The 20513-nt window shown below is 68.2% G+C and carries 12 protein-coding genes and 1 tRNA gene; 3 read left to right on the forward strand and 10 right to left on the reverse strand.

Annotated elements, in window-relative coordinates:
• Positions 1-13 precede the first annotated feature (13 nt).
• The 4 genes from ACFU5G_RS02290 to ACFU5G_RS02305 all read right to left on the reverse strand — a co-directional run bounded on the left by ACFU5G_RS02290 (position 14) and on the right by ACFU5G_RS02305 (position 3949).
• Entirely contained in the window at positions 14-916 is a 903-nt protein-coding gene (locus tag ACFU5G_RS02290) for a carbohydrate ABC transporter permease (protein WP_377240363.1), read from the reverse strand.
• Complete coding sequence (locus ACFU5G_RS02295) at positions 913-1824, reverse strand: carbohydrate ABC transporter permease (protein ID WP_377240366.1); 912 nt, start codon at positions 1822-1824, stop codon at positions 913-915. Before ACFU5G_RS02295 ends, ACFU5G_RS02290 begins: the two co-directional genes overlap by 4 nt.
• The gene (locus ACFU5G_RS02300; protein WP_377240369.1) at positions 1821-3224 is read right to left on the reverse strand and encodes an ABC transporter substrate-binding protein; all 1404 of its coding nucleotides are present in this window, start codon (positions 3222-3224) and stop codon (positions 1821-1823) included. Before ACFU5G_RS02300 ends, ACFU5G_RS02295 begins: the two co-directional genes overlap by 4 nt.
• A gap of 74 nt (positions 3225-3298) precedes the next feature.
• Entirely contained in the window at positions 3299-3949 is a 651-nt protein-coding gene (locus tag ACFU5G_RS02305) for a prolyl oligopeptidase family serine peptidase (protein ID WP_377240372.1), read from the reverse strand.
• Between the two features lie 102 nt (positions 3950-4051).
• Between ACFU5G_RS02305 and ACFU5G_RS02310 the strand changes: the two genes are divergently transcribed.
• Positions 4052-4234 (forward strand): hypothetical protein, encoded by a 183-nt coding sequence (locus ACFU5G_RS02310; RefSeq protein WP_377240375.1) that lies wholly within the window; start codon positions 4052-4054, stop codon positions 4232-4234.
• A 26-nt stretch (positions 4235-4260) separates the two neighbouring features.
• Here the strand turns inward: ACFU5G_RS02310 and ACFU5G_RS02315 are convergent, their stop codons facing one another.
• The 4 genes from ACFU5G_RS02315 to ACFU5G_RS02330 all read right to left on the reverse strand — a co-directional run bounded on the left by ACFU5G_RS02315 (position 4261) and on the right by ACFU5G_RS02330 (position 15985).
• On the reverse strand, positions 4261-4554 hold the full coding sequence (locus ACFU5G_RS02315; protein ID WP_377240378.1) for a hypothetical protein: 294 nt from the start codon (positions 4552-4554) through the stop codon (positions 4261-4263).
• 1016 nt (positions 4555-5570) lie between these two features.
• Entirely contained in the window at positions 5571-12164 is a 6594-nt protein-coding gene (locus ACFU5G_RS02320; protein ID WP_377240381.1) for an RHS repeat-associated core domain-containing protein, read from the reverse strand.
• 88 nt (positions 12165-12252) lie between these two features.
• Complete coding sequence (locus ACFU5G_RS02325; protein ID WP_377240384.1) at positions 12253-15348, reverse strand: LamG-like jellyroll fold domain-containing protein; 3096 nt, start codon at positions 15346-15348, stop codon at positions 12253-12255.
• A gap of 560 nt (positions 15349-15908) precedes the next feature.
• A tRNA-Pro gene (locus ACFU5G_RS02330) sits at positions 15909-15985 on the reverse strand.
• A 188-nt stretch (positions 15986-16173) separates the two neighbouring features.
• On the opposite strand from ACFU5G_RS02330, the gene ACFU5G_RS02335 reads away from it, so the two are divergent.
• The gene (locus tag ACFU5G_RS02335) at positions 16174-16611 is read left to right on the forward strand and encodes a hypothetical protein (RefSeq protein ID WP_377240387.1); all 438 of its coding nucleotides are present in this window, start codon (positions 16174-16176) and stop codon (positions 16609-16611) included.
• A gap of 89 nt (positions 16612-16700) precedes the next feature.
• Positions 16701-17732, forward strand: coding sequence for a LacI family DNA-binding transcriptional regulator (locus tag ACFU5G_RS02340; protein WP_377240390.1), 1032 nt, complete (start codon positions 16701-16703; stop codon positions 17730-17732).
• 13 nt (positions 17733-17745) lie between these two features.
• Here ACFU5G_RS02340 and ACFU5G_RS02345 read toward each other — a convergent pair whose 3' ends face one another.
• Together ACFU5G_RS02345 and ACFU5G_RS02350 are read right to left on the reverse strand one after the other, a co-directional pair.
• Positions 17746-18717: a family 43 glycosylhydrolase gene (locus tag ACFU5G_RS02345; protein ID WP_377240393.1), complete on the reverse strand. Its 972-nt coding sequence runs from the start codon at positions 18715-18717 to the stop codon at positions 17746-17748.
• Between the two features lie 614 nt (positions 18718-19331).
• Positions 19332-20357, reverse strand: coding sequence for a LacI family DNA-binding transcriptional regulator (locus ACFU5G_RS02350; RefSeq protein ID WP_377240396.1), 1026 nt, complete (start codon positions 20355-20357; stop codon positions 19332-19334).
• Between the last annotated feature and the right edge of the window lie 156 nt (positions 20358-20513).

A 20513-nucleotide genomic window follows, 5' to 3' on the forward strand; every position in this document is an offset into this window, starting at 1 on the left:
TGACCGTCATTGGTCAGCCCTTGACGGCGCCGGCCTGGCCGGCGCTCTTCAGGAACTGGCGCTGGAACACGAGGAACAGCACGACCGGGATGACCACCGAGATAAACATCCCCGCCATGAGCAGGTTGGTCGGGGCGGTGTCGGCCACCCGGTAGAGGCCGACCGACAACGGCTGAAGGTCCGCCGACGGCAGCACGAGCAGCGGCCAGAGGAACTCCTTCCACGAGGCGACGATCGTCAGCAGCGACACGACGCCGATCACCGGGCGCGACATCGGCAGGACGATCGACCAGAACACGCGGAACACGCCCGCGCCGTCGATCCGCGCGGCCTCGAACACGTCCCGGGGCAGGCCGGCAAAGAAGCGCGCGACGAGCAGCACGTTGAACGCGCTGGCCGCCGACGGCAGCCACACCGCCCAGAACGTGTTGACGAGGTTGACGCCGATCAGGGGCACGTCGAGCACCGTGACGTAGAGCGAGATGAGGGACACCACGCCGGGGATGAACAGGGTCGCCAGCACGGCCCCGTTCACGAGCCGGGCGTACCGGGGCCGCAGCACCGCGATGCCGTAGCCGCCGGTCAGGGCGACCAGCAGCCCGAAGAACCAGCAGCCGGCCGCGACCCAGACCGTGTTGAGCAGGTACTGCCCCACGTGGATCTGCGACCAGGCGTCGCCGAGGTTCTGCCACTGCACGCCGCTGGGCCACCACGCGAACGGCTCGCGCAGGATGTCCTGGCTGGTCGAGAGGGCGGCCTTGAACAGCCACAGGAGCGGACCGAACGAGACGACGCACAGGGCGACGACCAGCAGCACCGTGAGCACGCGCATCGTGATGCGCACCGAACGGCGGGAGCGGTCGAGCGTCGAGACGTTGGAGCGCTCGTCGGAGTCGATCGTGGTCAGGGCGGTCATGACTCGCTCCACTTCCGGGTGAGCCGCAGGTAGACGGCGGACAGGAGGCCCAGGCCGACTGCGAGCAGCAGGCTGAGCGCCGTGGCCTTGCCGAAGTCGCCCGAGAGGAAGGCGTAGTTGTACACGAGCATCAGCAGGGTCACGGTGCGGTTCTCCGGGCCGCCGCCGGTCATCACGAACGGCTCCGTGAAGACCTGCATGGTGCCGATGAGCTGCAGCAGGAGCATCAGCAGGATGACGCCGCGCAGCTGCGGCAGCGTGACGTGCCACGTGCGCTGCAGGATCGAGGCGCCGTCGACCTCGGCGGCGTCGTACAGCTCGGTGCGGATCGACATGAGCGCGGCGAGGTAGATGATCGTCGCGGTGCCCGCCGACGCCCACGTCGACTGGATCACGATGCTCGGGATCGCGAGCGCCGGCTCCTGGAGCCACCCGACGGGCTCGATCCCGAGCGCGATGAGCGCGCTGTTGAACAGGCCCGTGCCCGACGGCTCGTAGAACTGCTTCCAGAGCAGCACGCTGACCACGGGCGGGATGATCACGGGCAGGTAGGCGAGCACGCTCGTGATCTGCCGGGTGCGCCGCAGCTCCGCCATGACCACCGCCATGAGGATGGGCAGCGGGAACCCGATCACCAGGGCGAGCGCCGCGAACCAGGCGGTGTTGCCGAGCGCGGTCCACAGGAGCGGGTCGGCGAGCACCCGCTCGAAGTTGCTCAGCCCCACCCAGGTGGGCTCGGTGATCAGGTCCGTGCGCTGGAACGCGAGGATCAGGCTCTTCGCGATCGGCCACCAGGCGAAGTAGCCGAACGTGAGCAGCAGCGGGAGGAACATCACGAGCGTGCCCACCCCGCCGCCGCGCACCCAGGACAGCAGCGCTGCGGCCGGCGAGCCGTTGTTCTCCCTCATCCGGCGTCGACGAGGTCCTGCACCTGCGCCTGGGCGGCTTGGAGCAGCTCGGCGGGGTCGGCGTCCTCGCGCGTGAGCACGGCCTGCGCCACCGGGTCGAGGGCCGCGTACAGCTCCTGCGCCTTGACCGCGGGCTCGGGCACGATGGTCGCGTCGGGCAGGCTGTCGATGTAGGCCTGGTAGTTCTCCCGCGGCACGTTGACCTGCGGCTCGATCCAGCCGAGGAAGGTCTGGTACTGCTCCTCGGAGACCACGGGCACCTCGGGCAGGCCCACCGGCAGGTCGTCCGCCACCTGCGACTCGGCCCAGGTGGTAGCGGCCTGCTCGTCGACGTAGCGGTCGAGGAAGTAGTACTTGGTCCACTCCAGCGCCGCGCAGAGCTGGTCCGGCGTCGCCTTCGGGCTGAACCACTGGATGTTGCCGCCGCCCAGCACGCCGACGGCGTCGTCGCTCGCCGGGAAGGGCGCCAGCCCGAAGTCCTCGGCCGGCATGCCGCGCGAGATCACAACGCTGTTGTAAAGGTTCGCGCCGTTCAGGCTCTGCCCCACGTAGCCCGCGGCGAGGTCGTCGCGGACGGTGTTGTTGTCGTGCAGGAAGTTGTCGCCCGCGGCGTCCTGCCCCCAGCGCACGTCGTGCAGGAACTCCAGGCTCTCCCGCATGCCCGGGGTGTCCAGGGTGACGGTCGTGGTGTCGCCGTCCGACTCCTGGACGAGGCTGCCGTTCGAGTACGCCATCGAGGTCAGGAGCCACCCGCCCACGTTGCCGGTGGTGGGGATGATGAACCCCGTCTCCCCCGTCTTCTCGGAGATGGTCGCGGCGGCGTCCAGCACCTCGTCCCACGTGGCCGGCGGCGCGTCCGGGTCCAGCCCGGCCTGCTCGAACAGCGCCCGGTCGTACACGAGGCCCATCGTGTAGGCCGCGCGGACGACGCCGAAGGTGTGCCCGTCGGCGTTCTGCGTGACCCCCGTGACCTGCGGGTTGAGCTGGCTCAGCACCTCGTCGCCCTCGACGTAGGTGGTGATGTCGGCGGCCTGGCCGCGCGCGATCAGGGCCTGGATGTCCGTGAAGGGCACCTGCAGGGTGGTCGGCAGGGTGCCGCCGACCAGCAGCGCCGAGAACGTCGAGACGTCGTACTTGGTCTCCTCGTCCTCGATCGTGATGTTCGGGTGCAGCTTCTCGAACGCGGTGATCGCGTTCTCCCACGCCTCCAGCGTGGCCGCCTGGTCCGACGTCGGCCGCTCGCCCACCGTGATCGTCACGTCGGCCTCGGGGTCGCAGGCCGCTCCGGCCTGCGCCTGAGTACCCGGGGCCGCCCCGTCCGAGCAGCCGGTCACCATGACTCCGACGAGCGCGAGGCTCGAGACCACACCGCCGACGCGGCTCCAACGACGCTGTCGCATCCTCTACTCCTTCGTAGATTCCGGCCTTCGATAAAACCGGTTTCACGAAGAGTGCCCGCCGCAGCGCGGGGCTGTCAACCCCCGATCTCGCGCGGGGCCGTCCAGCGCTCGCGCACCAGCCACGACTCGCACGCCCGCGTCCACCCGAGCCACGAGTCGTCGAGGCCGACGCCGTGCCCGCCCACGGGGTACAGGTGCAGCTCGTGCGGCACGCCCGCGGCGGCCAGCGCGGACGAGAGCAGGAGCGAGTGCTCGGCCGGGACCTTGTGGTCGTCGAAGGAGTGGAAGACGAAGAACGGCGGCGCGGCGGTGGTCACGAGGGTGTTCAGCGAGAGCGCGGCCCGCCTCGCGGGGGTGTCGTCCTGGCCCAGCAGCACCTCCGCGGAGTCGCGGTGCACATGGTTCTGCAGGGTGACGACCGGGTAGCCGAGGACGACGCCGTCCACCCTGGCGCCGGGGCCGGCGGGGGCGAGCGCCGCCAGGCCGGCGGCGTGACCGCCGGCGGAGAAGCCGACGAGCAGCACGCGCTCGACGCCTTGTCTCCGGAGCTCGGCGACACAGCCGGAGACGGCGTCGTGCGCCGCGGGGTGGGGCTGCCCGACGGGGTAGCGCAGCACGTCGGCCGGCAGCCCGAGGCCCCGCAGCCACTCGGCCACCGGCTCCGCCTCGTGCGGGGCGTGCCTGCGGTAGCCGCCGCCGGGCAGCACGATCGCGTGATCCGTCATCGACCATCCTTGAAACCGGTTTTGTAAGGAGGGTCAGCGTGGCACGGGGCGCGCCGGGCGGGCAACTTCACGTGGTCCGGGGTGGGGTGCCAGAATCCGGGCATGACGACGGCTGACGAGCCCAGGAAGGGCTTCTGGTACCAGGTGGGGCGACCGTTCCGGGCGATCGGCCGCGGCCTGGGCCGGGTGCTGGAGGCCCTGGATCTCCTGAGCGTGATCCTCTGGATCGGGCGCGGGATCGTCTGGGTCGTTCGGGGTGTCGGGCGGGGGTTCTCGGACTCGTAGTGACCTGTCGGCCGAACGCGAGACCGTCAGTCCGCGCGGCCCGTGGGCTCCGGACCGGAGTTGCGCGCGGCCTTGAGGTCTCGCACGCCTAGTGCAACGCCGAGCCCGGTACCCGCGAACAGGCACACCGCCCAGACGACGAGCATTCCCTCGGCGAGAACTCGCTCGACGGCAAGGGCCATCATGATGCCGTTGAACGCGATCCCGAGCCACCTGCCCGCAGGCTTGCCCCAACCCCAGAAGCGCCCATTGAAGGCGCTTCCGATGAGGCCGAAGGCGCCGAAGAACGCAATCATGCAGAGCACGATCTGCACCGCCACTCAGTTCCACCGCCTCACCAGTAGTAGTTGACGATTGACCGGCAGCTCGAGATGAGGCCCTGTAAGAACACGGTGGGGAGCGAACTACTCCCCACCGTGTTCTGGCTGGTCGGGGTGACAGGATTCGAACCTGCGACCCTCTGATCCCAGGCTGGCGCGCAATCAAGCCGCACGACAGGCCCCTGGATCCGCGGACACCTACCCGCTCCTGCCCGTTTCGCTGATGGCGTTTCTGCAGGCAGCAGCCACGTACGTATGTCACTGATGACTCAGGCCCGCAATGGATGCGGGGTGGGAAGCCACCCTCGTGAGCGCCAATGTAGTGCAGTGGTGACAGTCATTCCCGCGACGGCCCCGGCGCCAGCGCCAAGCCCTCCACCAGCAATTGTTCCGACGGTTCCTAGGCCCACTGTTCCAATTACAGGAATCGTTACTGTACCCACGAACCCGCCGAGAATTGCACGTCCGGCCGCTCCTGCGGCACCCAAATGAGACGCCACCGACAAACGATCTTAGGTCTAAGTTGGCAACGACCGCGAGTTTGGCGGGACAGCGCTCGCTTCGACCTGCCTGAGCTACGCCACCTCCGCGATTAAACTGGTGCTCTACCTTCGGGTCGCGACCCGGCGAGCTCCCGCGCTATTAAGAATTCAGCCAGGTAGGCCAGTGGCACAATCGCGGCTGCGGCCCAACCGCCCCACGCTGCGCCCATGACCAGCTGCACACCGATCACAATCGCAAAAGCAATGCCCAGGACGACGAGCATCCACGCACGCCGAAATCCGACCTTGGCGATTCGCGCAAATTTTGGATGTTGTCCGAGGAGCTCTCGGAACGTTAGACATCCCGGCATGATCGAAGCCAGAGTCACCGCCGCAATCAATATAGGCGGAACGCTATCCAGAGCCGCGAAAAAGATTATGATAGCCGTCGCCGCCGCAAATGCAAGGTAATGACTTCCCCGGCGCGTACGTTCATAGCGCTCGACCGGACCATTAGGATCGAATTGCCCCCAGTTACTCACTTAGCACACCCCCGACAATCGTTGTTCCTATTCCGAGTGTAGCTTGACCGATTACCTCCATAGTATCGGCCGTCAAGTAGGTACCAGCCCGCCCGAGCGAGGCGGTCTGAAAACTGCCCGCGACGCCAACAATGGCCGCACCGGCCGCAATGTAGCCGTCACGGTCCTGCCCTAACTGGAAATTTGCACCTGCATTGAGAGTTGAGAACCCCACCGACGCAAGTCCAGCGGAAGTTGCTACCACCTTGCCGTGGGCCGCTATCTCTGCACCACCGAAAACGCACGACATTCCGCCGTTTCCAATCGACCCTCCACAAAGTCCAACTCCAACGGCCTGCTCCGCGAGCCCCACAAAACTTATCGCCCCCGTGACATCAGCAGCGGCCCCGCTCCACCTCTCCGTCCCTTCCCAGGTCGCGAAGTTCCGCTGCAGCCATGCCGCCCTGGCCCTTGCCCTGGCCGCATTAGCAGCTGCGTCTGCCCTTGCCTTGGCTGCGTCGGCGATCGCCTTGGCTTGCGCCAACTTTGCGGCGTTAATCTCGTTTCGTGCGGCTGCCGAGTCGTGCGTGTCCTTTGCCAAAAAAGGCTGCGTCTGCCACAAAGGCCGAAGCATCGACTGCCCGTACGAACTGCGCAGCTTTGACCGAATATCCCAGATGGTGGGCTTGCGCTTCGGATATTTCTTCGCACTGGTGACGTTGCCGCTTGTGTTGTAAGTACAATTGTGAGTGGTGCCGCATTCCTCGTACCGCTTCCCAGTGGGATCGGAGAACGTGGTGGGGTTGTTGTTGGAGTAGCCGTACGCGTTCCACTGCTGCGGGTCGGCGAGGTCCATGATCGGGTCGACAGAGACGAACGCTCCGAGGGCCGGATCATACATCCGGGCACCGATGGCCGTGAGGCCGGTTGTGTCGACCGGCTTGTCGAGGTACCCGTGCTCGCCGGTCCAGTTGCCGTCGGCACCACCGTCCGCGCCCTGGCCGGTGTAAGACCCACGCGCCTTGCCGTAGGGGTCCGTGTACCGGTGGACCCGGTTTGCCGGGCCAGCGACGTTCGGGATCTGGACGGTTCCGGTGTTGTGGTGGTCACCGATGATGGTGGTGACGTCAGCAAAGTAGTAGCCAGTGCGGGTTGCGATGGTCTGTCCCGCGAAGGTGTAGTACCGCTCACCGGTGACGGTGCCGGTGCCGTGGTTGAGGGTCAGTTCCTGGTACCCGAGATACAGGGTGGTCGTCCCGTCCTGGGTACGCAGCACCCGCTCACCGTCGGCGGTGTAGACGTACGAATCGCGCTCGTTCGCATCAGTGGTGTCGCCGTCTGCATTGCCGTCCTGACGCACGTCGGCGAGTTCGCCCTCGACGTCCCAGCTCAGCTGCTGGGCAGGCTGGCCGGCGAGGTTACGGCCGGTCATGTTCCCCGACGCGTCCCAACTGTAGGACGAGGTACCCGCTCCGCGCCCGGTCGTCGCCACCGACGTCACGGAGTGCGGCCGTACAGCGTTCTCCCCAGGAGTGGGTCGGGTGTAGGTCTGGGTCTGTGCTGCGGTGCCGTTGGGCAGTGCGTTCTCGACGACCTGGGTCCGGTTACCGACGGTGTCGTGGGTGTAGGTGTGCCAGTACGGGGCCGCCCCGCCGAGGTTGGCCGTGGCCGGGTCCGTCGCGCACTGGACAGTGGCCGGGGTCCAGGCCTGGGTCAGCCGGCGCAGTCCGTCGTAACGGTAGCACTGGCGGTCGTGGGTCCGTCCGCCTTGGTTCGCGGCCGGGGTGTCGAAGACCGAGGTGAGGTTCCCGGCGTGGTCCCAGGTGTACGCGGCACGCTGCACGTCCACCGCTGTGCCATTGGGGGCCTCGGCCACGACCGTGGAGCCGATCAACCGGTTCGTGCCGAACTCATAGTCCCGGTCCTGCACATACGCGTACGTATTGCCGAGCGACAGGCGCGCGACCTCGCCGGTGGGCTTGTAGTCCGCCGCGGCGACATAGAGGCCGTGACCAGGGTTGCCGCCGAGACCTCTGACCTGGTCCGCGGTGTCGTAGGCCAGATCGAGCGTCTCCGCCGGGAGCCCTCCCCCGGAGGGGTACTTCGTCGTGTCGAGCTTGCCCGACGCGGTGTACGTGTACTCGGTCGTCCAGGCCTTGGCCAGAGTACCGAGGCTGACACCACCCACAGTGGCCGGGATGGTCGTCGTCGTGGCGGTCGGCTGCCCGTGGGCTTCGTACCCGTCGACCGTCGTGGTGATCTCTGTCGCAGCGGTTCCGGTGCCGACGACTCGGGTCGACGACGTGGGCTGTCCCGAGACCATCGTGCCGTCGGCGAGACGGTCGTAGGCCCAGCGTGCGCGGATCGTTCCGCCCGTGCCGCCCTCGCGCATCGTGGTCTTCCGGTTCAGTGCATCGTAGGTGTAGCCGATGACACTCCCCCGTGCGTCGGTTGTGGTGAGGACGTTTCCTATCGCGTCATAGGTCGTGTCGGTCTGGCCCTTGTCAGGGTCGATGGTGCGGGTCGTGCGCCCACGAAGGTCGTACGTGTTGGTCCACGTGTTGTTCGCGTCGTCCACGGCCCGGGTGAGCCGGTCTGCATCATCGTAGGCGTAGGTCGTCTCGACGAAGGACGTGGTCGGGCTGGTGCCCGTGTGCTGCCGCAGTGCGGTCGTGCGGCCCCTTGCGTCCGTGATGGTGGTTGTCGGTGTTCCACCTGTGGGTGGGTCGACCAGGGTCCTGTCTCCGCGGTGTTCAGTGGTGGTGGACCACTTCAGGATGTAGTCGCCGTTGTCCGTGGTCTCGGCGTCTTCGTCAACCTGGAACAGCTCTTCGGTGACCCGCCCGGCACCGTCATACTCCGTCAGGGTTCGACCGGGCACCGCCGCTGAGGTGGTGACGACTGTGGTGCTTGGGGCGGCGGTGTTGTGCCACGCGTGGTTCTTCAGGACGGCCAGGCCGCGAGTGTCGTAGGTGGTGTCGGTGATGACCCGCCCCGTGGCGAGGTCCGACGCTGAGGTGGCCTGGGTCTGCCGTTCGCGCAGCAGTCCGTCATACAACGTCACGCTGGTGAGGTACCCGGACGCGTCGTACTTCAGGGTGCTCGTGGTGACCGCGTTCACTCCGGTCGAACGCACCGTGTACGCATACGTGCGACTCGCCGTGTGGGTTCCCTGCACCCGGCCGGGCTCCCAGACCGACGTCAGCCGGCCCAGCGCGTCGTACGCTCCGGACGTGATGCGACCGTCCGGGGCGGTGACCTTCGTCGGCGCTCCCCAGGCGGGGTCGATCACGGTCACGGTCTTATGGGCGACCAGAGCACCGCTACCGTCCGGGTCAGGGCTGGTGACGGTGGTCCCTGTCGTCAGGTTCTGGACGGTGCTGTACTCGGTCGTCGTGACGCGGTCGTTGGCGTCCTTGGTGGTGTCCGGTCGTCCGAAGCTGTCGTAGGTGGTGCGTTCGACGTTCACGTACGTGGGCGTCGAACCGCTGTAGGAACCAACCTCCTGGGTTGTCGTCACGAGCCCCTTGGTCGGCACGGCGCCATCAGCGCCGCCGTCATAAGCGAATCGCTGGTCGGACACCACGTCCCCGGGGCGTGTTGGGGACGCCGAGCACGCAACGCCCACCGTCTCAACCCGGCGCACGGTGTCAAGAATGTTGTCGGTGGTGTTGTCGATGTAGGTCGTCCGTGTGCAGGTGTCGTCCGACGCCGTGCCCACATCTGCCAGGTCGCTGACGGTTTCGACGCGGCCTCGGGCATCGAACGTCGTGTTGGTGCGCGTGACCAGGTTCCCCCCGGCACGGTCGGGCGTCGTCGTGGTGGTCTGAGTCTGTTCGGTACCGGTGTAGAACGCCGCGTCGCCGTCCGAGTCCGTGGCGGTCGCCGACGACCGCCAGGGCGTGTTCACGGTCGTGGACACGACCGCGCTCCCGTTGTAGACGGTCTCCTTGCGCACCATTCCGGCCCACTGGTCGAGATCGTTGACGCCGTCGACCTGCACGCTCTTGGTCCCACCGCTCGGGCTTTCACGGTCACCATGCATGCCTCGGAAGTACTCGTACTGCGTGCGTGTTCGCGTGATGTCCGGGTTCGTCGCTAGGTCACCGGTGTAGACATTCACGGTGGCGAACCCACGCCAGTCGGACCAGGTGCGGTGCTTCTTCAGCGTGAGCTCGTCGTCGGTGTACCGCCATGCTGTTCCGCCGGAGTAGTTGTACGCGGTCACCGTGGGATCGGAACCGCCGTCGCGTGGGTCGTCGATCACTCGGGTCACGACGTACTTGTGGAACCACTCCATCACCGGATCCTCGTTGCCCGCTGGGGTCCACCACACCGGCATGCAGCGGCGAGTGTTCGACTCAGGTGCTGTCGGCGTCGACGTCGGGGTGCAGTCCGCACCTGCGTACGTCACGGTCAACATGGCACCCGACTCGCTCCGGATCTGCCCGATGCGCATCCGATTCATTGCCGAACGGTCGGCGCCCGCGGCCACTCGGTTCGCTCGCTGGACAGATCCGAACTGTGTGGCCGGCAACGGGACGTCTGTTCCCCCGCCCTTGCCGGTGTGTGTGACCTCGTCCAGCCAGAGCGCATCGAGCCCGTCACCTGCGTCGGGGAACGAGTGCGTCAGCGCCCAGGAGTCGACCGCACGGTAGGTACCGTCCGCCTTGAGGATCTTTGTTTCCACCCCGGTCAGCCGGTTGCGGGTGAAGAACGTCGGCGCGGTACGGCTTGCGCAAGAGGTGGCGTCGATCGAGCAGATCTGATCCTGCGGCACGTCCGGCCAGTGGTCTCGCGTGTCCGCGTTCAAGGTCCCACAGTCGAAGGTGCTCGTGGGGATGCACCGCTGGGCGTAGTTGAAGTCCATCACCGCTGAAGGTGTAGCGGTCAGTGTTGCTTCGCGGGTGCCGAAGTCGATGCGGTCCAGCACCCCGCCGCGGATGTAGTCGGCGTTCGTCACGTCGGTCTTGTTGTTGTTCCGTCCGTAGTTGTTCCACTCGCGCAAGTATCGGTAGGTCATGGTGTTACCGGAGGTGTCGACGACGTAGTCCAGGTTCCACCGCCATGCCAGCTTGCACGACGAGGCCGCGAACCCGCCGTTGGCCGCGTTCGCGTAGCACGGCTCGCCGGGGTGGTTGCCGAACACCGGGACCGTCCACGCCGAGTACAGGTTGCTCACCGGGTCGTCGGCGGCGCGCTTGTCGCGCCCGAACCAGTACTGCGTCCCGTCTGCGGTCGTGACCTTCCAATATTCCTTGTTTTCGTCGCCGTTCCAGCCGCCGGTCAGGGACTCCACCTTCGTGTTGTCGTCCGCCTCCAGGCGCCACTCTCCGGAGGTCTTGTCCTTGACCAGGTCGGTTGCCTTACCGCCCAGCACGAGGGTCGCGTTGTCGTTCTTCCAGCAAAGGTCGCCCGAGTCGTAGTCCGCGTTGTTCGGTGCCTCGTTGTTGGAGGTCGCCTGGTCGTCGACGCAGGGCACGAACTTACGCTCGACGTAGCCTCCTGTGGCCAGGTCCCAGCCTTCGCCGATCTCGGAGGTCTGGGTGTTGGCCGAGGCCACCCGTCCGTCCACGCTGCCCGAGTCGTAGGACAGGGACACCTCAGGAACGAGCCCGCCGGCGGTCCCCGGTGCGCGGAAAGGATAGGACCACGTGAACGACCCCGTCCCCTCGGTAGTCTCCCAGGCCGCGGCGCCCGACAGCGGAGTCGCCTTCCAGTCGCCCTCGGAACCGGCTGCGTCTGCGGCCACGGCAAGCACCATCGCCTCGCTGGTGGCCGCACGTTCGAGCGCCGAAGCCGACATACGACCCGCCGTGGCCGTCTCCGTGTCGGTCGCGGGAACCTCGACGACAGCGGTGACGGTTCCAGCCTCGACCTGGTTCTCCTGACCCGGTAGCGGGGTCTGGACCTGGCAGGCGGGCACCTCGGGCGTGCTCAGAGCACAGGCAGGCAAGGAAACCAGTCCCAGCCGCGAAGCAAGCTCCGGGTTCCCACCGGTCAATCCCGTGTAGTCCACACTCATGCCGAGACCCGCAGCATTCACCGGGCCATCCTGTGGCGTCTGAGCAACGGTGAGCAGCGCTTCCACGCCCAGTGCATGTGCCGAGGCGTCGTCGAGTGTTGTGACCCGCACGTCCTCTGGTGCGTCCAGCGAGGTCAGCCCCGCGACGCGGCGAGCGCTCTGCCCCGGGCTCTCAAGCTGAAACGGTAGCCCGCCAACGGTCGCACGGACGTCGTCTGGAGCGCCCGAACCGGCCTTCGTCTCCGGAACAGTGAGATTCTTGGCGTCGGCGGTCACCGAGATCGGCGCCTCATAGGAACGCGGGTCGGGAACCTGCACCGCTGCCGCCTCCGGTTCCACCTCCGTGGCCGGAAGCGCCTCGGGCAGTTGGAGGTCGCCGGCGAATTCCCGGTCGTGCTCGGCACGCTCGGCAAGGCTCCACGACTGCCGCTCGGCCACGCTCGGGTTCTCTGCGGCCGACGCAGGCACAGTGACCGGCACGACAAGTGCCAGCGTGAGCCCCGCTCCGATCAGCGCCGACCCCCATGCCCGTCGATTCGTGCGCCCGAATTCGGCTTCCTGGTCTCGCCCCTTGCCGGTCATCGCATCTCCCCAGATGTTCCCGCGCCCTGCACTGCACCTGCCGAGTAACACTTGCCCTTAGGCCCGTCGTAGTCCTGGTGTTGCACGGTCATGACGCGTCCGCCCCCCAGCAGATGCGGTCAAGCCGTTCGGCGTCGACCAGCTCGCGGTAGACCCGCACGTCGTCCACCGCGCCACGGAACGGCCACTCCGGGACGCCCGCGCGCACACCAGAACCCAGGCGCATCGGACCGGGGGCGGTCCAGGCCACGGGATCGACCTCGACCGTGACCGGCTCTGGTGTCTCGAACGGTGCGGACGGGTCGCACACCCGCACGCTCAGCGTCGGATGGGCGGGGTCGGAAGCGTCATAGGTCCCCACGACGTGCATCCACTGCCCGGCCACTGCCGGCACGTCGGACCGCGCGGCCGCGTGGCCCGCGTCCGTGGTGTCGGCGTCCTTGACCCACAGTCCCCAGCACGGCAGCTGATGGTCCGTCTCATCGGTCTCGGTACCGCAGTCCGCGCTGTCGGTGTACCCCAGGTGGAAGGCACCTCGGTTGTCGCCTTCCTGCGAGATCGCTGCACCACTTCCTGAGAAGTCGGCCGCGGGCTTGAGGAAAGCCATGACCGTGTAGGACTTGTCGATGGCCACGGCCGGCCCACTGGTGCGTGCGATTCCCGTCCCGTCGAACACAAGAGCCTTGTCGTTGACGAACCGCGGGTCGTCCGGGCCATTCGGGTCGGCGAGAGTCTCCCTGAGCGCGCCTGCGCCCCAGGACACACCGGTCGACCAGGTCAGGTGGCCAGCCGTCGGCGGAGTAGTGACTTCGTTGAGCGACGTCGTACCGGTGCCCTCGTCCAGATGCCACAGCCCGTCTCGAGCCGGGTACCCCACCCAGAACTCATACGTCTCGGGCGGCGACCAGATGCCGGCCATGTCCTGCGACTGGACCTCCACCTCGTTCTTACCTGCCCGGATCGGCGCGAACGACACGGACTTCGAGGTGCCCCCTGATGTCGTGATCGAGGCGGCCTGTTGCCCGTCGTTAAACGAGTACTTGTACAGCTTCAGATCGGTCGAGCCGTTCGCCGAGAACGTGAACGTGCCGGGCTGCGAAACGCCGCCCGCGACCCCCGCGGGCCACGCCGGGTACTGGGCCGACTTCACCTCGGGTGCGTTCGGCCCCGTCAGATCAGGCCGGATGTAGCAGTTCGCTTCTGACCAGCCGGTCGACTTGCCCGATGAGTCCCTAGCAGCGGCCTGCCAGCGATAGGTTCGCTGGTTGGACAGCTGCTTGGTCTCGGGCACACGTACCCGGTGCGTGGTCGGGCTGGCTCGCAGGCCCGTCCACCCGGACTCCCAACGCACCGTTCCGGCGATGTGGTCGATCACCCGGAACTTCAGCTCCACCGATTGGTTCCACGGCGACTCGCCCTCCGGGTCCACGCCTGCCGCCTGAAAGTACGGCTGCCTGGTGCGGACATCGGTCGGGGAACTCGAGGACCTCGAGCACTCCAGCTCGTCGCCCGTCGTCGAGACCGTCGTCTTCATCGACGCAGTCGAGGGCATGTAAGGCGGCCGGTTGAACGTCACCGTGAACTGGGCCTTGTGCGATGAGCCGTTCAGGGTGCTGGCGACATACCTCTGCCACTTATCTTGATTGCCCTCGTCAACAGCCCGCAGACCGAGCGTTACATAGTCCCAGTCGCCGTTCGCGACTGACACCGCGGCGGCCTTTGCGCCCCACGACACGCGGCTCGACCGCCCGGTGCATCCAGCCCGGTGCGTCACCGACTTCTGTGATTGGAACCGGTAATCCTGCCAGTTGCCTCGTGAGTCCCAGGTCGTCGCGGACGACACCCCGTTCTCCGCTGTCTGGTAGAGGTCTACGCCGTACTTGTTGCAGGTGTACGAGTGAGTCCCGAGCGCCGAGAACGTGGCACCCGACACGTCGCTGCCCGACACACCTGCCGGCAGACCTGACATCGAGAACTCGAACAGCAGCCGCGAGACACTCGTCCGATCGCAGATCGGATATCCCCAGGTCGGGCACAGCCCGACGCCCTCGGAGTCTGAGTACTTGTAGGACGACGAACTGGTCGGCCAGCCGGAACGGACAGCGGTCCACTCGTGCAGTCCGCCCTTGATCTGCGGGTCGATGTAGAACGGGCCAGTCGCTTCCGGGTCCGCAAACATGGCATCGTCCGCGGTCGCCACCACCGATCGCCCGTCAGCAGCGATCTCCACGTCCATGTCGGTCACCTGGTCGCCATCCACGGGGGCAACATGGCGGTCGACGCTGACCGTGTCGCCATCGTCGGCGTCTGCCGACGTGCGTGCGAGCGACTCAGCATCAGCAGCTCCGGGCACACCTGCCGAGGAGTCCCACTGCTGAGCGCGTCCACCGGAAAACACCGTCACGTCGGGTTCGCCGCCCGGCACAGGCGTCGTGACGTCGACCACTTGGAACTCACCTGATTCGAGCTCCGTGCCGTCGCCAGCATCGACCGGCTCCGCGGTCTCCACGCGCAGGTCGTCCGAGACCTCGTAAGCGAACGACAGTCCAGCGCCACCGGATGCTTGCTCCAGCACTTCGTACGTATCAAGGTCGTCGATGCGCAGCACGGGGATCAGACCCGTTCCGTCGTCCTCGACGGTCACGACGACAGCGGCACCGGGAATTGTGGCCCCGTCGGGCCGCACCAGGGGGAACTCCGCACGCAGGGCGTTGTCCGGATCCAGAACCGGTTCGCCGACCCGGAACGGAAGCGTCGGCAGGCTGATGGAGACCTTGCGGTCACCCGCAGGCGGTGTGGGTGCCTGACCGGGTTCGTTGTCCCAACCCAGGTCGCCTGCCGTACCCGACGGGTCCGACAGCTCCGCGAACGGTTCGCCAGGCCCAGCCGGCCCCAGGTCGATGTCGAACACACCAGCAGCCACCGTCAGGCCACCGGGCTCGGCCGGATCGGTCACGATCTCTCCGGACGCAGGCTCCCAGGTCTCGTTCACACGGGTCCTGGAAGCAGTCGCAGTCGACACCCAGCGCACCTGCCCATTCGGCTGAACGAAGTAGGTGTCCCAGGGAGTGCGAGCCTCGGCGATCTCTACGTCATGACCGCAAACTGACGCCACCTGGACCGGATCCACGTCCGGATCGGTCAGGACATCAACGCATTCGACCGGGCCGTCCACTGGGAGCACGTCGTCCGCCTGAGCGACGCCACCTGCCGTACTGAGGCTTACGCCCACCAGGCCAAGCGCGAGACCTGACACCCAGATCCGGCGCGCCCTGCCAGCAGCTGGCACGTGCATATCAACTCCCCATCGTCCAACCCCACACACCCTGTCGGCCAAGACCCAACCAGCGGCACGCAAAGCACGTCAATGGATCAAACCGGACTTCACCCACTCCGTGGTCTTGGACTCTGACCACCTCGGACACCAGGCATGCCAGGGCGACGTACCGGACGCGATACGTCTAGCTCGCTACCGCACGGTCCGGACTGACCAAGTTCGAGAAGCCGTCCTGGTACAAGGTGCTCACACAGACGGACTCCAACGGCGGTGACCGAGTTGGTCTATCGGCATGAACTGCGGCCGGTGCTGGAGTCCGGTGCAAGCATCATGGACACGGTGTTTCAGCAGGTCGTGGGCGAGGACGGCGATGATGCCGAAACTGCGTAGGCACCAAAATAGGCACCCGGGGCCGCCGGAAACGACGATGCCCACCAGTGCCAATGTGTATCGGTGCTGGTGGGCGGTGGTCGGGGTGACAGGATTCGAACCTGCGACCCTCTGCTCCCAAAGCAGATGCGCTACCAAGCTGCGCTACACCCCGTGGGTCCGCCGTCGCCACGTACCCGGGCTGCGCCGGATCCCGTGGCCGGGACCCGCCGAGTGTATCCGATCGACGCCCGGGACGACCGGGTGTTTCCGGCCCGCAGGCTGCGAAGTAATCCTTTGAACTCCCCGCCCCGCGCCTGCCATCGTCGAGCCACGGACTGATGCGTATCGGGAGGGGTCGACATGCTGCGGCGGCAGACGACGGCGCTCGCCCTGCCGCTCGTGCTCGCGCTCGCCGGCTGCTCCGCGAGCGGCGCGGGACCGCCACTGGAGGAGCAGCAGCGCTCGATCGTGGTCGAGAGCTTCCCCGCCGAGACCTCCCCGCCAGGGCTGCCGGCCGACGGGGTCACCAACGCGACGATCGACGCCACGGTACGGCCCGCCCGCCTCGCCGTGACCGCGTGGGGCACACCCGGGTGCATGCCCTATCCGGTCGAGGTCGCCTGGCTCGACCGGTGGACGATCGCGGTCTCGACGGCGCCCGGCCCCGACTCCGGCTGCTCGACCGAGTACCTGGCCGTGAGCCAGGTCGTCGTCGTCCCGGTGGGCCACCCCGCCGACGAGGTGCGGGCCGTCCGGGTGGACGACGCGTCGGTGGCCTTCGCGTTCCGGGAACCCTAGCCCCGGGCCCCGTCGTCGTCGAACACCCTCCCCGACGACCAGCAACTATGATCGCGCAGAAGATTGTCGCTGCCGCAGGGAGACAGCTCGTGACGCGTGCGGGTCGTGGGGTCCGGCTCTCCGATGTGGCCGAGCACGCCGGGGTGTCCGCGAAGACGGTCTCCAACGTGCTGCACAACCACCCCTACGTGAGCGCGAGCACGCGCAAGACGGTCGAGGCCTCGCTGGCCGCGCTCGGCTACCGGGCCAACCTGTCGGCCCGGGCGCTGGCGAGCAACCAGACGGGCTTCATCGCGCTGGCCATCCCGGGCCTCGACAACCCGTACTACTCCGAGCTCGCGAGCCACGTGATGGACGCCGCCGCCGAGCGCGGCTGGATCGTGCTGATCGAGCAGACGCGGTCGTCTGAGGCCCTGGAGAAGGCGGCCGTGCGCGGGCCGGCGTCGCAGCTGGTCGACGGGATCATCCTGCAGCCCGACTCCATCGGCGACACGGACCTGACCGACCGGTTCGCGCACCAGAACCTGGTGCTCATCGGCGAGGGCGCGGCCACGGCGTCGGCCGACCACGTGACCGCGGACAGCACGGCGGCGGCCCGGGAGCTCGTCGAGCACCTGCTGGCCCAGGGCCGCACCCGGATCGCCACGATCGGCATCCGGCCGAGCAGCCGCGCGAACGCCGGCGAGCTGCGCTACCGGGGCTACTACCAGGCGCTGGAGCGCGCCGGCCTGGGTGTGCGGACCGAGTACCTGGTGGCCGCCGACCGCTTCCGTCGTCCCGACGGCGCGGCCGCCGCCGACCACCTGATGTCGCTGCCCGAGCCGCCGGACGCGATCGTCTGCTTCAACGACCTGCTCGCCAGCGGCGTGCTGGCCCGGCTCCGCGAGCGGGGCGTCGCGGTGCCGGGCCAGGTGGCCGTCGCCGGGTTCGACGACAACGAGGAGTCGCGGTTCACCGCGCCCCCGCTCACCAGCGTGGCGTGGGACCTCGCGGCGCTCGGCCGCCGGTGCGTCGAGCTGCTGCACGCCCGGACGGGCCGGTCCGACGGCGACCACCCGCCGGTCCGGACCGTGGTAGGCCACCGGCTGGTGGTGCGGGAGAGCACCGCCGGCCTGGGCTAGGCGGCGACCGAGGCTAGGCGCGCAGCGCCGGCCGCCCGTCCGCCCAGACGATCTCGGTGGCCCCCAGCAGGTTGGTGCGCCCGCCGGTGTCGTTGCCCTGGAAGAACAGGTAGGTGCGGCCGTCGTCGTCGGTGAGCACGCCCGGGTGCCCGCTCTCGGACGAGTTCCAGGTGCCCGGCGCGCCGTTCGGCAGGAACGGCTCGGTGACGCCGCGCGTCCACGTGACGCCGTCCTCGCTGGTGGCCCAGCCGATCTGCTGCGGCTCGTTGTTGTACGCGCCCGCGTAGAACATGACGAGCCCGCCGTCCGGGCGGCCGCCCTCCCGGACGAAGGCCGGTGCCTCGATGCACTCGCCCTCCCAGTCGAGCTCGGGCCGCAGCGCCGGGCCGTCCAGGCTCAGGTCGCGCCAGGCGTCGCGGCCGAAGCCGCTGTCCAGCGGCGCCTCCGCGACCCCGACGAGCTGCTCCCGCATCTCCGGGTCGCGGGTCGCGTAGGCGAGCAGCAGCCGGTCGCCGTCGACGATCAGGTCCGCGTCGATCGCGCGGCCGCAGTTCCAGTCGCCCGACGGGCGGAACACGGGGTTCGACGCGTCGCGCTCGAAGGTCAGGCCGTCGGCGGACGTCGCGTGGCAGATCGAGTCCAGCGGGCCGGTGCCGTAGCTCTGGTAGAAGAGGTGCAGCACGTCCCCGATGACGACGGCGCCGGGCGCAGCGAGCCCGTTGGCGTCGTAGTCGCCGCCCGGGTGCAGCCGCGCGACGAGCTCCCAGGAGCGCAGGTCGTGGCTCTCCGCGATGCCGACGCACAGGCCCGCGCCGGGCTCCTCCGGCCGGAGCGTGAAGTACATGAGGTAGCGGCCCTGGAACCGCACGACCGACGGGTCCTTGGCCCACCGGGTGCCGTCCGCCCGGGCCACGCCCCACGGCTCGCCGAGCAGGGTGGCTGCCGGGGCCGAACCGGTCGGGGTTGAGGTCGAGGACTGCGTCATGGCGGTAGCTCTCCTGATGCTCGGTGGCCCGGACCGTCCCGGGTCCCGAGCGAACTTACAGCGCTGAAATATCGCTGACAAGATGGCGGGGTGGCGCTCGGAGATCGGCCTAATACCAGCATGCTGCGTTCTTGACAGCTCCCCGGAGCACGCCGATACTCGTCGATATTTCAGCGCTGAAATCCCGGCGGACTGGCACAAGCAGGACGGCGACACGATCCGCCACGAGTGCAAGGAGGGGCACGCGGAGCTCGAGGCCTGACGGCGGAGGGGCGGACGCCGTCGGGCCGCTGAGCTCAACCCGGGAGGCGACCTCTCCTTCGAGACCTAAGTTTCTCGCCTTTCGACGTCCCCAAAGCGAAGAAACTTAGGTCTCGAAAGAGAAAGGGTCATCAGGCATGACGTTGTCGGGACCAGGACCGTCGGGACCAGGGTTGTCGGGTCGGACGCCGTCGGGACCAGGGCCGTCGGGTCGGACGCCGTCGGGCAGCGGGACTCGACTCCGGAGCTGCTCTCCCCTTTGAGGCCCAAGTTTCTCGCCTTTCGACGGCCGCAAAGCGGAGAAACTTAGGCCTCGAAGGAGAGAGGGTCGCGGCCGACGACAACGCCCGGCCCTAACCGTCCCCGAGCGTCGATGCCCGCACCACCAGCCGCGGCGCCAGGCGTTCGACGCCGTGCGCCGGCTCGCCCTCGATCGCCGCGATGAGGAGCTCGGCGGCGCGCTGGCCTAGTCGTTCGAGCTGCATGTCAACGGTCGTCAGCGGCGGCCGGCTGGCCAGCGACATGACGTCCCAGTCGTCGTAGCCGGTCACCGCGACGTCGTCGGGCACGCGCAGCCCGCGCTCGCGGAGCCGGTCGCACCCGCCGCGTGCGAGCTGGTCGGAGGCGAACACGATCGCGTCCACTGGCAGGTCCCCGGAACCGGCACCCGGAGCTCCGGCCAGGATCTGGTCGACCGCGCGCCGCCCCCACTGCTCCGACCAGTCGCCGTACAGCGGCCGGCCCACCAGCTCCACGTCGCGCGCCGCGAGCTCCGCGACCAAGGTCTCGTACCGCACCAGCGACGCCGCCTGCTCGACGCGCCCGCCCACGTACGCGATCCGACGTCGGCCCAGGCCCACCAGGTGCTCGACGAGCAGCCGCATGCCGAGGGCGTCGTCGGGCACCACGGAGGCGTCGGCGGCGTCGGCGGACGGCGCGAACGCGTAGACCACCGGCATCGGCACCTTGATGGGCTCCCGGGGCTCGGTGGTACGGCCGGTGACGATGATCCCGTCGACCCGCCGGGCCACGAGCGCGCGCACGTGGTGCTGCTCGCGCACCGGGTCGTGCCGGGCCGTGGCCAGCAGGGCCGAGAGCTCGCCGCCCACCAGCGCGTTCTCCGCGCCGAGCACCACAGGCAGCGAGAACCGGCCGGCGGAGTCGGTGCTGAGCAGTCCGACCGTGAAGCTGCGCCGCGCCGACAGCGAGCGCGCGCTGGCGTCGGGCACGAAGCCCAGCCGCTCGGCCGCCTCCCGCACCCGCGCGCGCGTGCTCTCCCGCAGCGAGCCGGTGTCGTTGAGCGCCTTGGACACCGTGCTCGGCGAGACGCCCGCGAGCGCCGCGACGTCCGTGATCCGTACGACCGCTCCCCGGTCCATCCGCACCGCCCCTTCTCGGCCAATTTTCCTTCCGCGTTTTCCGCCGAACCGGCCCGGCAACAACGGAACGCAGCGCCAGCGTACCTCCCGCCCCAGTTCAGCACCCAATTTCAAGCGAGTTTCGCCCAGACCTTTGACCCAGGCAGCACCGGTCCC

Source organism: Promicromonospora sp. NPDC057488 (genome assembly GCF_042802395.1).
Classification (GTDB): Bacteria; Actinomycetota; Actinomycetes; order Actinomycetales; family Cellulomonadaceae; genus Promicromonospora.

What these genes read in the sequence shown, in the direction of transcription:
- ACFU5G_RS02290 (WP_377240363.1), bottom strand. Translation starts at nt 916, where the DNA reads ATGACCGCCCTGACCACGATCGACTCCGACGAGCGCTCCAACGTCTCG.
- ACFU5G_RS02295 (WP_377240366.1), bottom strand. Translation starts at nt 1,824, where the DNA reads ATGAGGGAGAACAACGGCTCGCCGGCCGCAGCGCTGCTGTCCTGGGTG.
- ACFU5G_RS02300 (WP_377240369.1), bottom strand. Translation starts at nt 3,224, where the DNA reads ATGCGACAGCGTCGTTGGAGCCGCGTCGGCGGTGTGGTCTCGAGCCTC.
- ACFU5G_RS02305 (WP_377240372.1), bottom strand. Translation starts at nt 3,949, where the DNA reads ATGACGGATCACGCGATCGTGCTGCCCGGCGGCGGCTACCGCAGGCAC.
- ACFU5G_RS02310 (WP_377240375.1), top strand. Translation starts at nt 4,052, where the DNA reads ATGACGACGGCTGACGAGCCCAGGAAGGGCTTCTGGTACCAGGTGGGG.
- ACFU5G_RS02320 (WP_377240381.1), bottom strand. Translation starts at nt 12,164, where the DNA reads ATGACCGGCAAGGGGCGAGACCAGGAAGCCGAATTCGGGCGCACGAAT.
- ACFU5G_RS02335 (WP_377240387.1), top strand. Translation starts at nt 16,174, where the DNA reads ATGCTGCGGCGGCAGACGACGGCGCTCGCCCTGCCGCTCGTGCTCGCG.
- ACFU5G_RS02345 (WP_377240393.1), bottom strand. Translation starts at nt 18,717, where the DNA reads ATGACGCAGTCCTCGACCTCAACCCCGACCGGTTCGGCCCCGGCAGCC.
- ACFU5G_RS02350 (WP_377240396.1), bottom strand. Translation starts at nt 20,357, where the DNA reads ATGGACCGGGGAGCGGTCGTACGGATCACGGACGTCGCGGCGCTCGCG.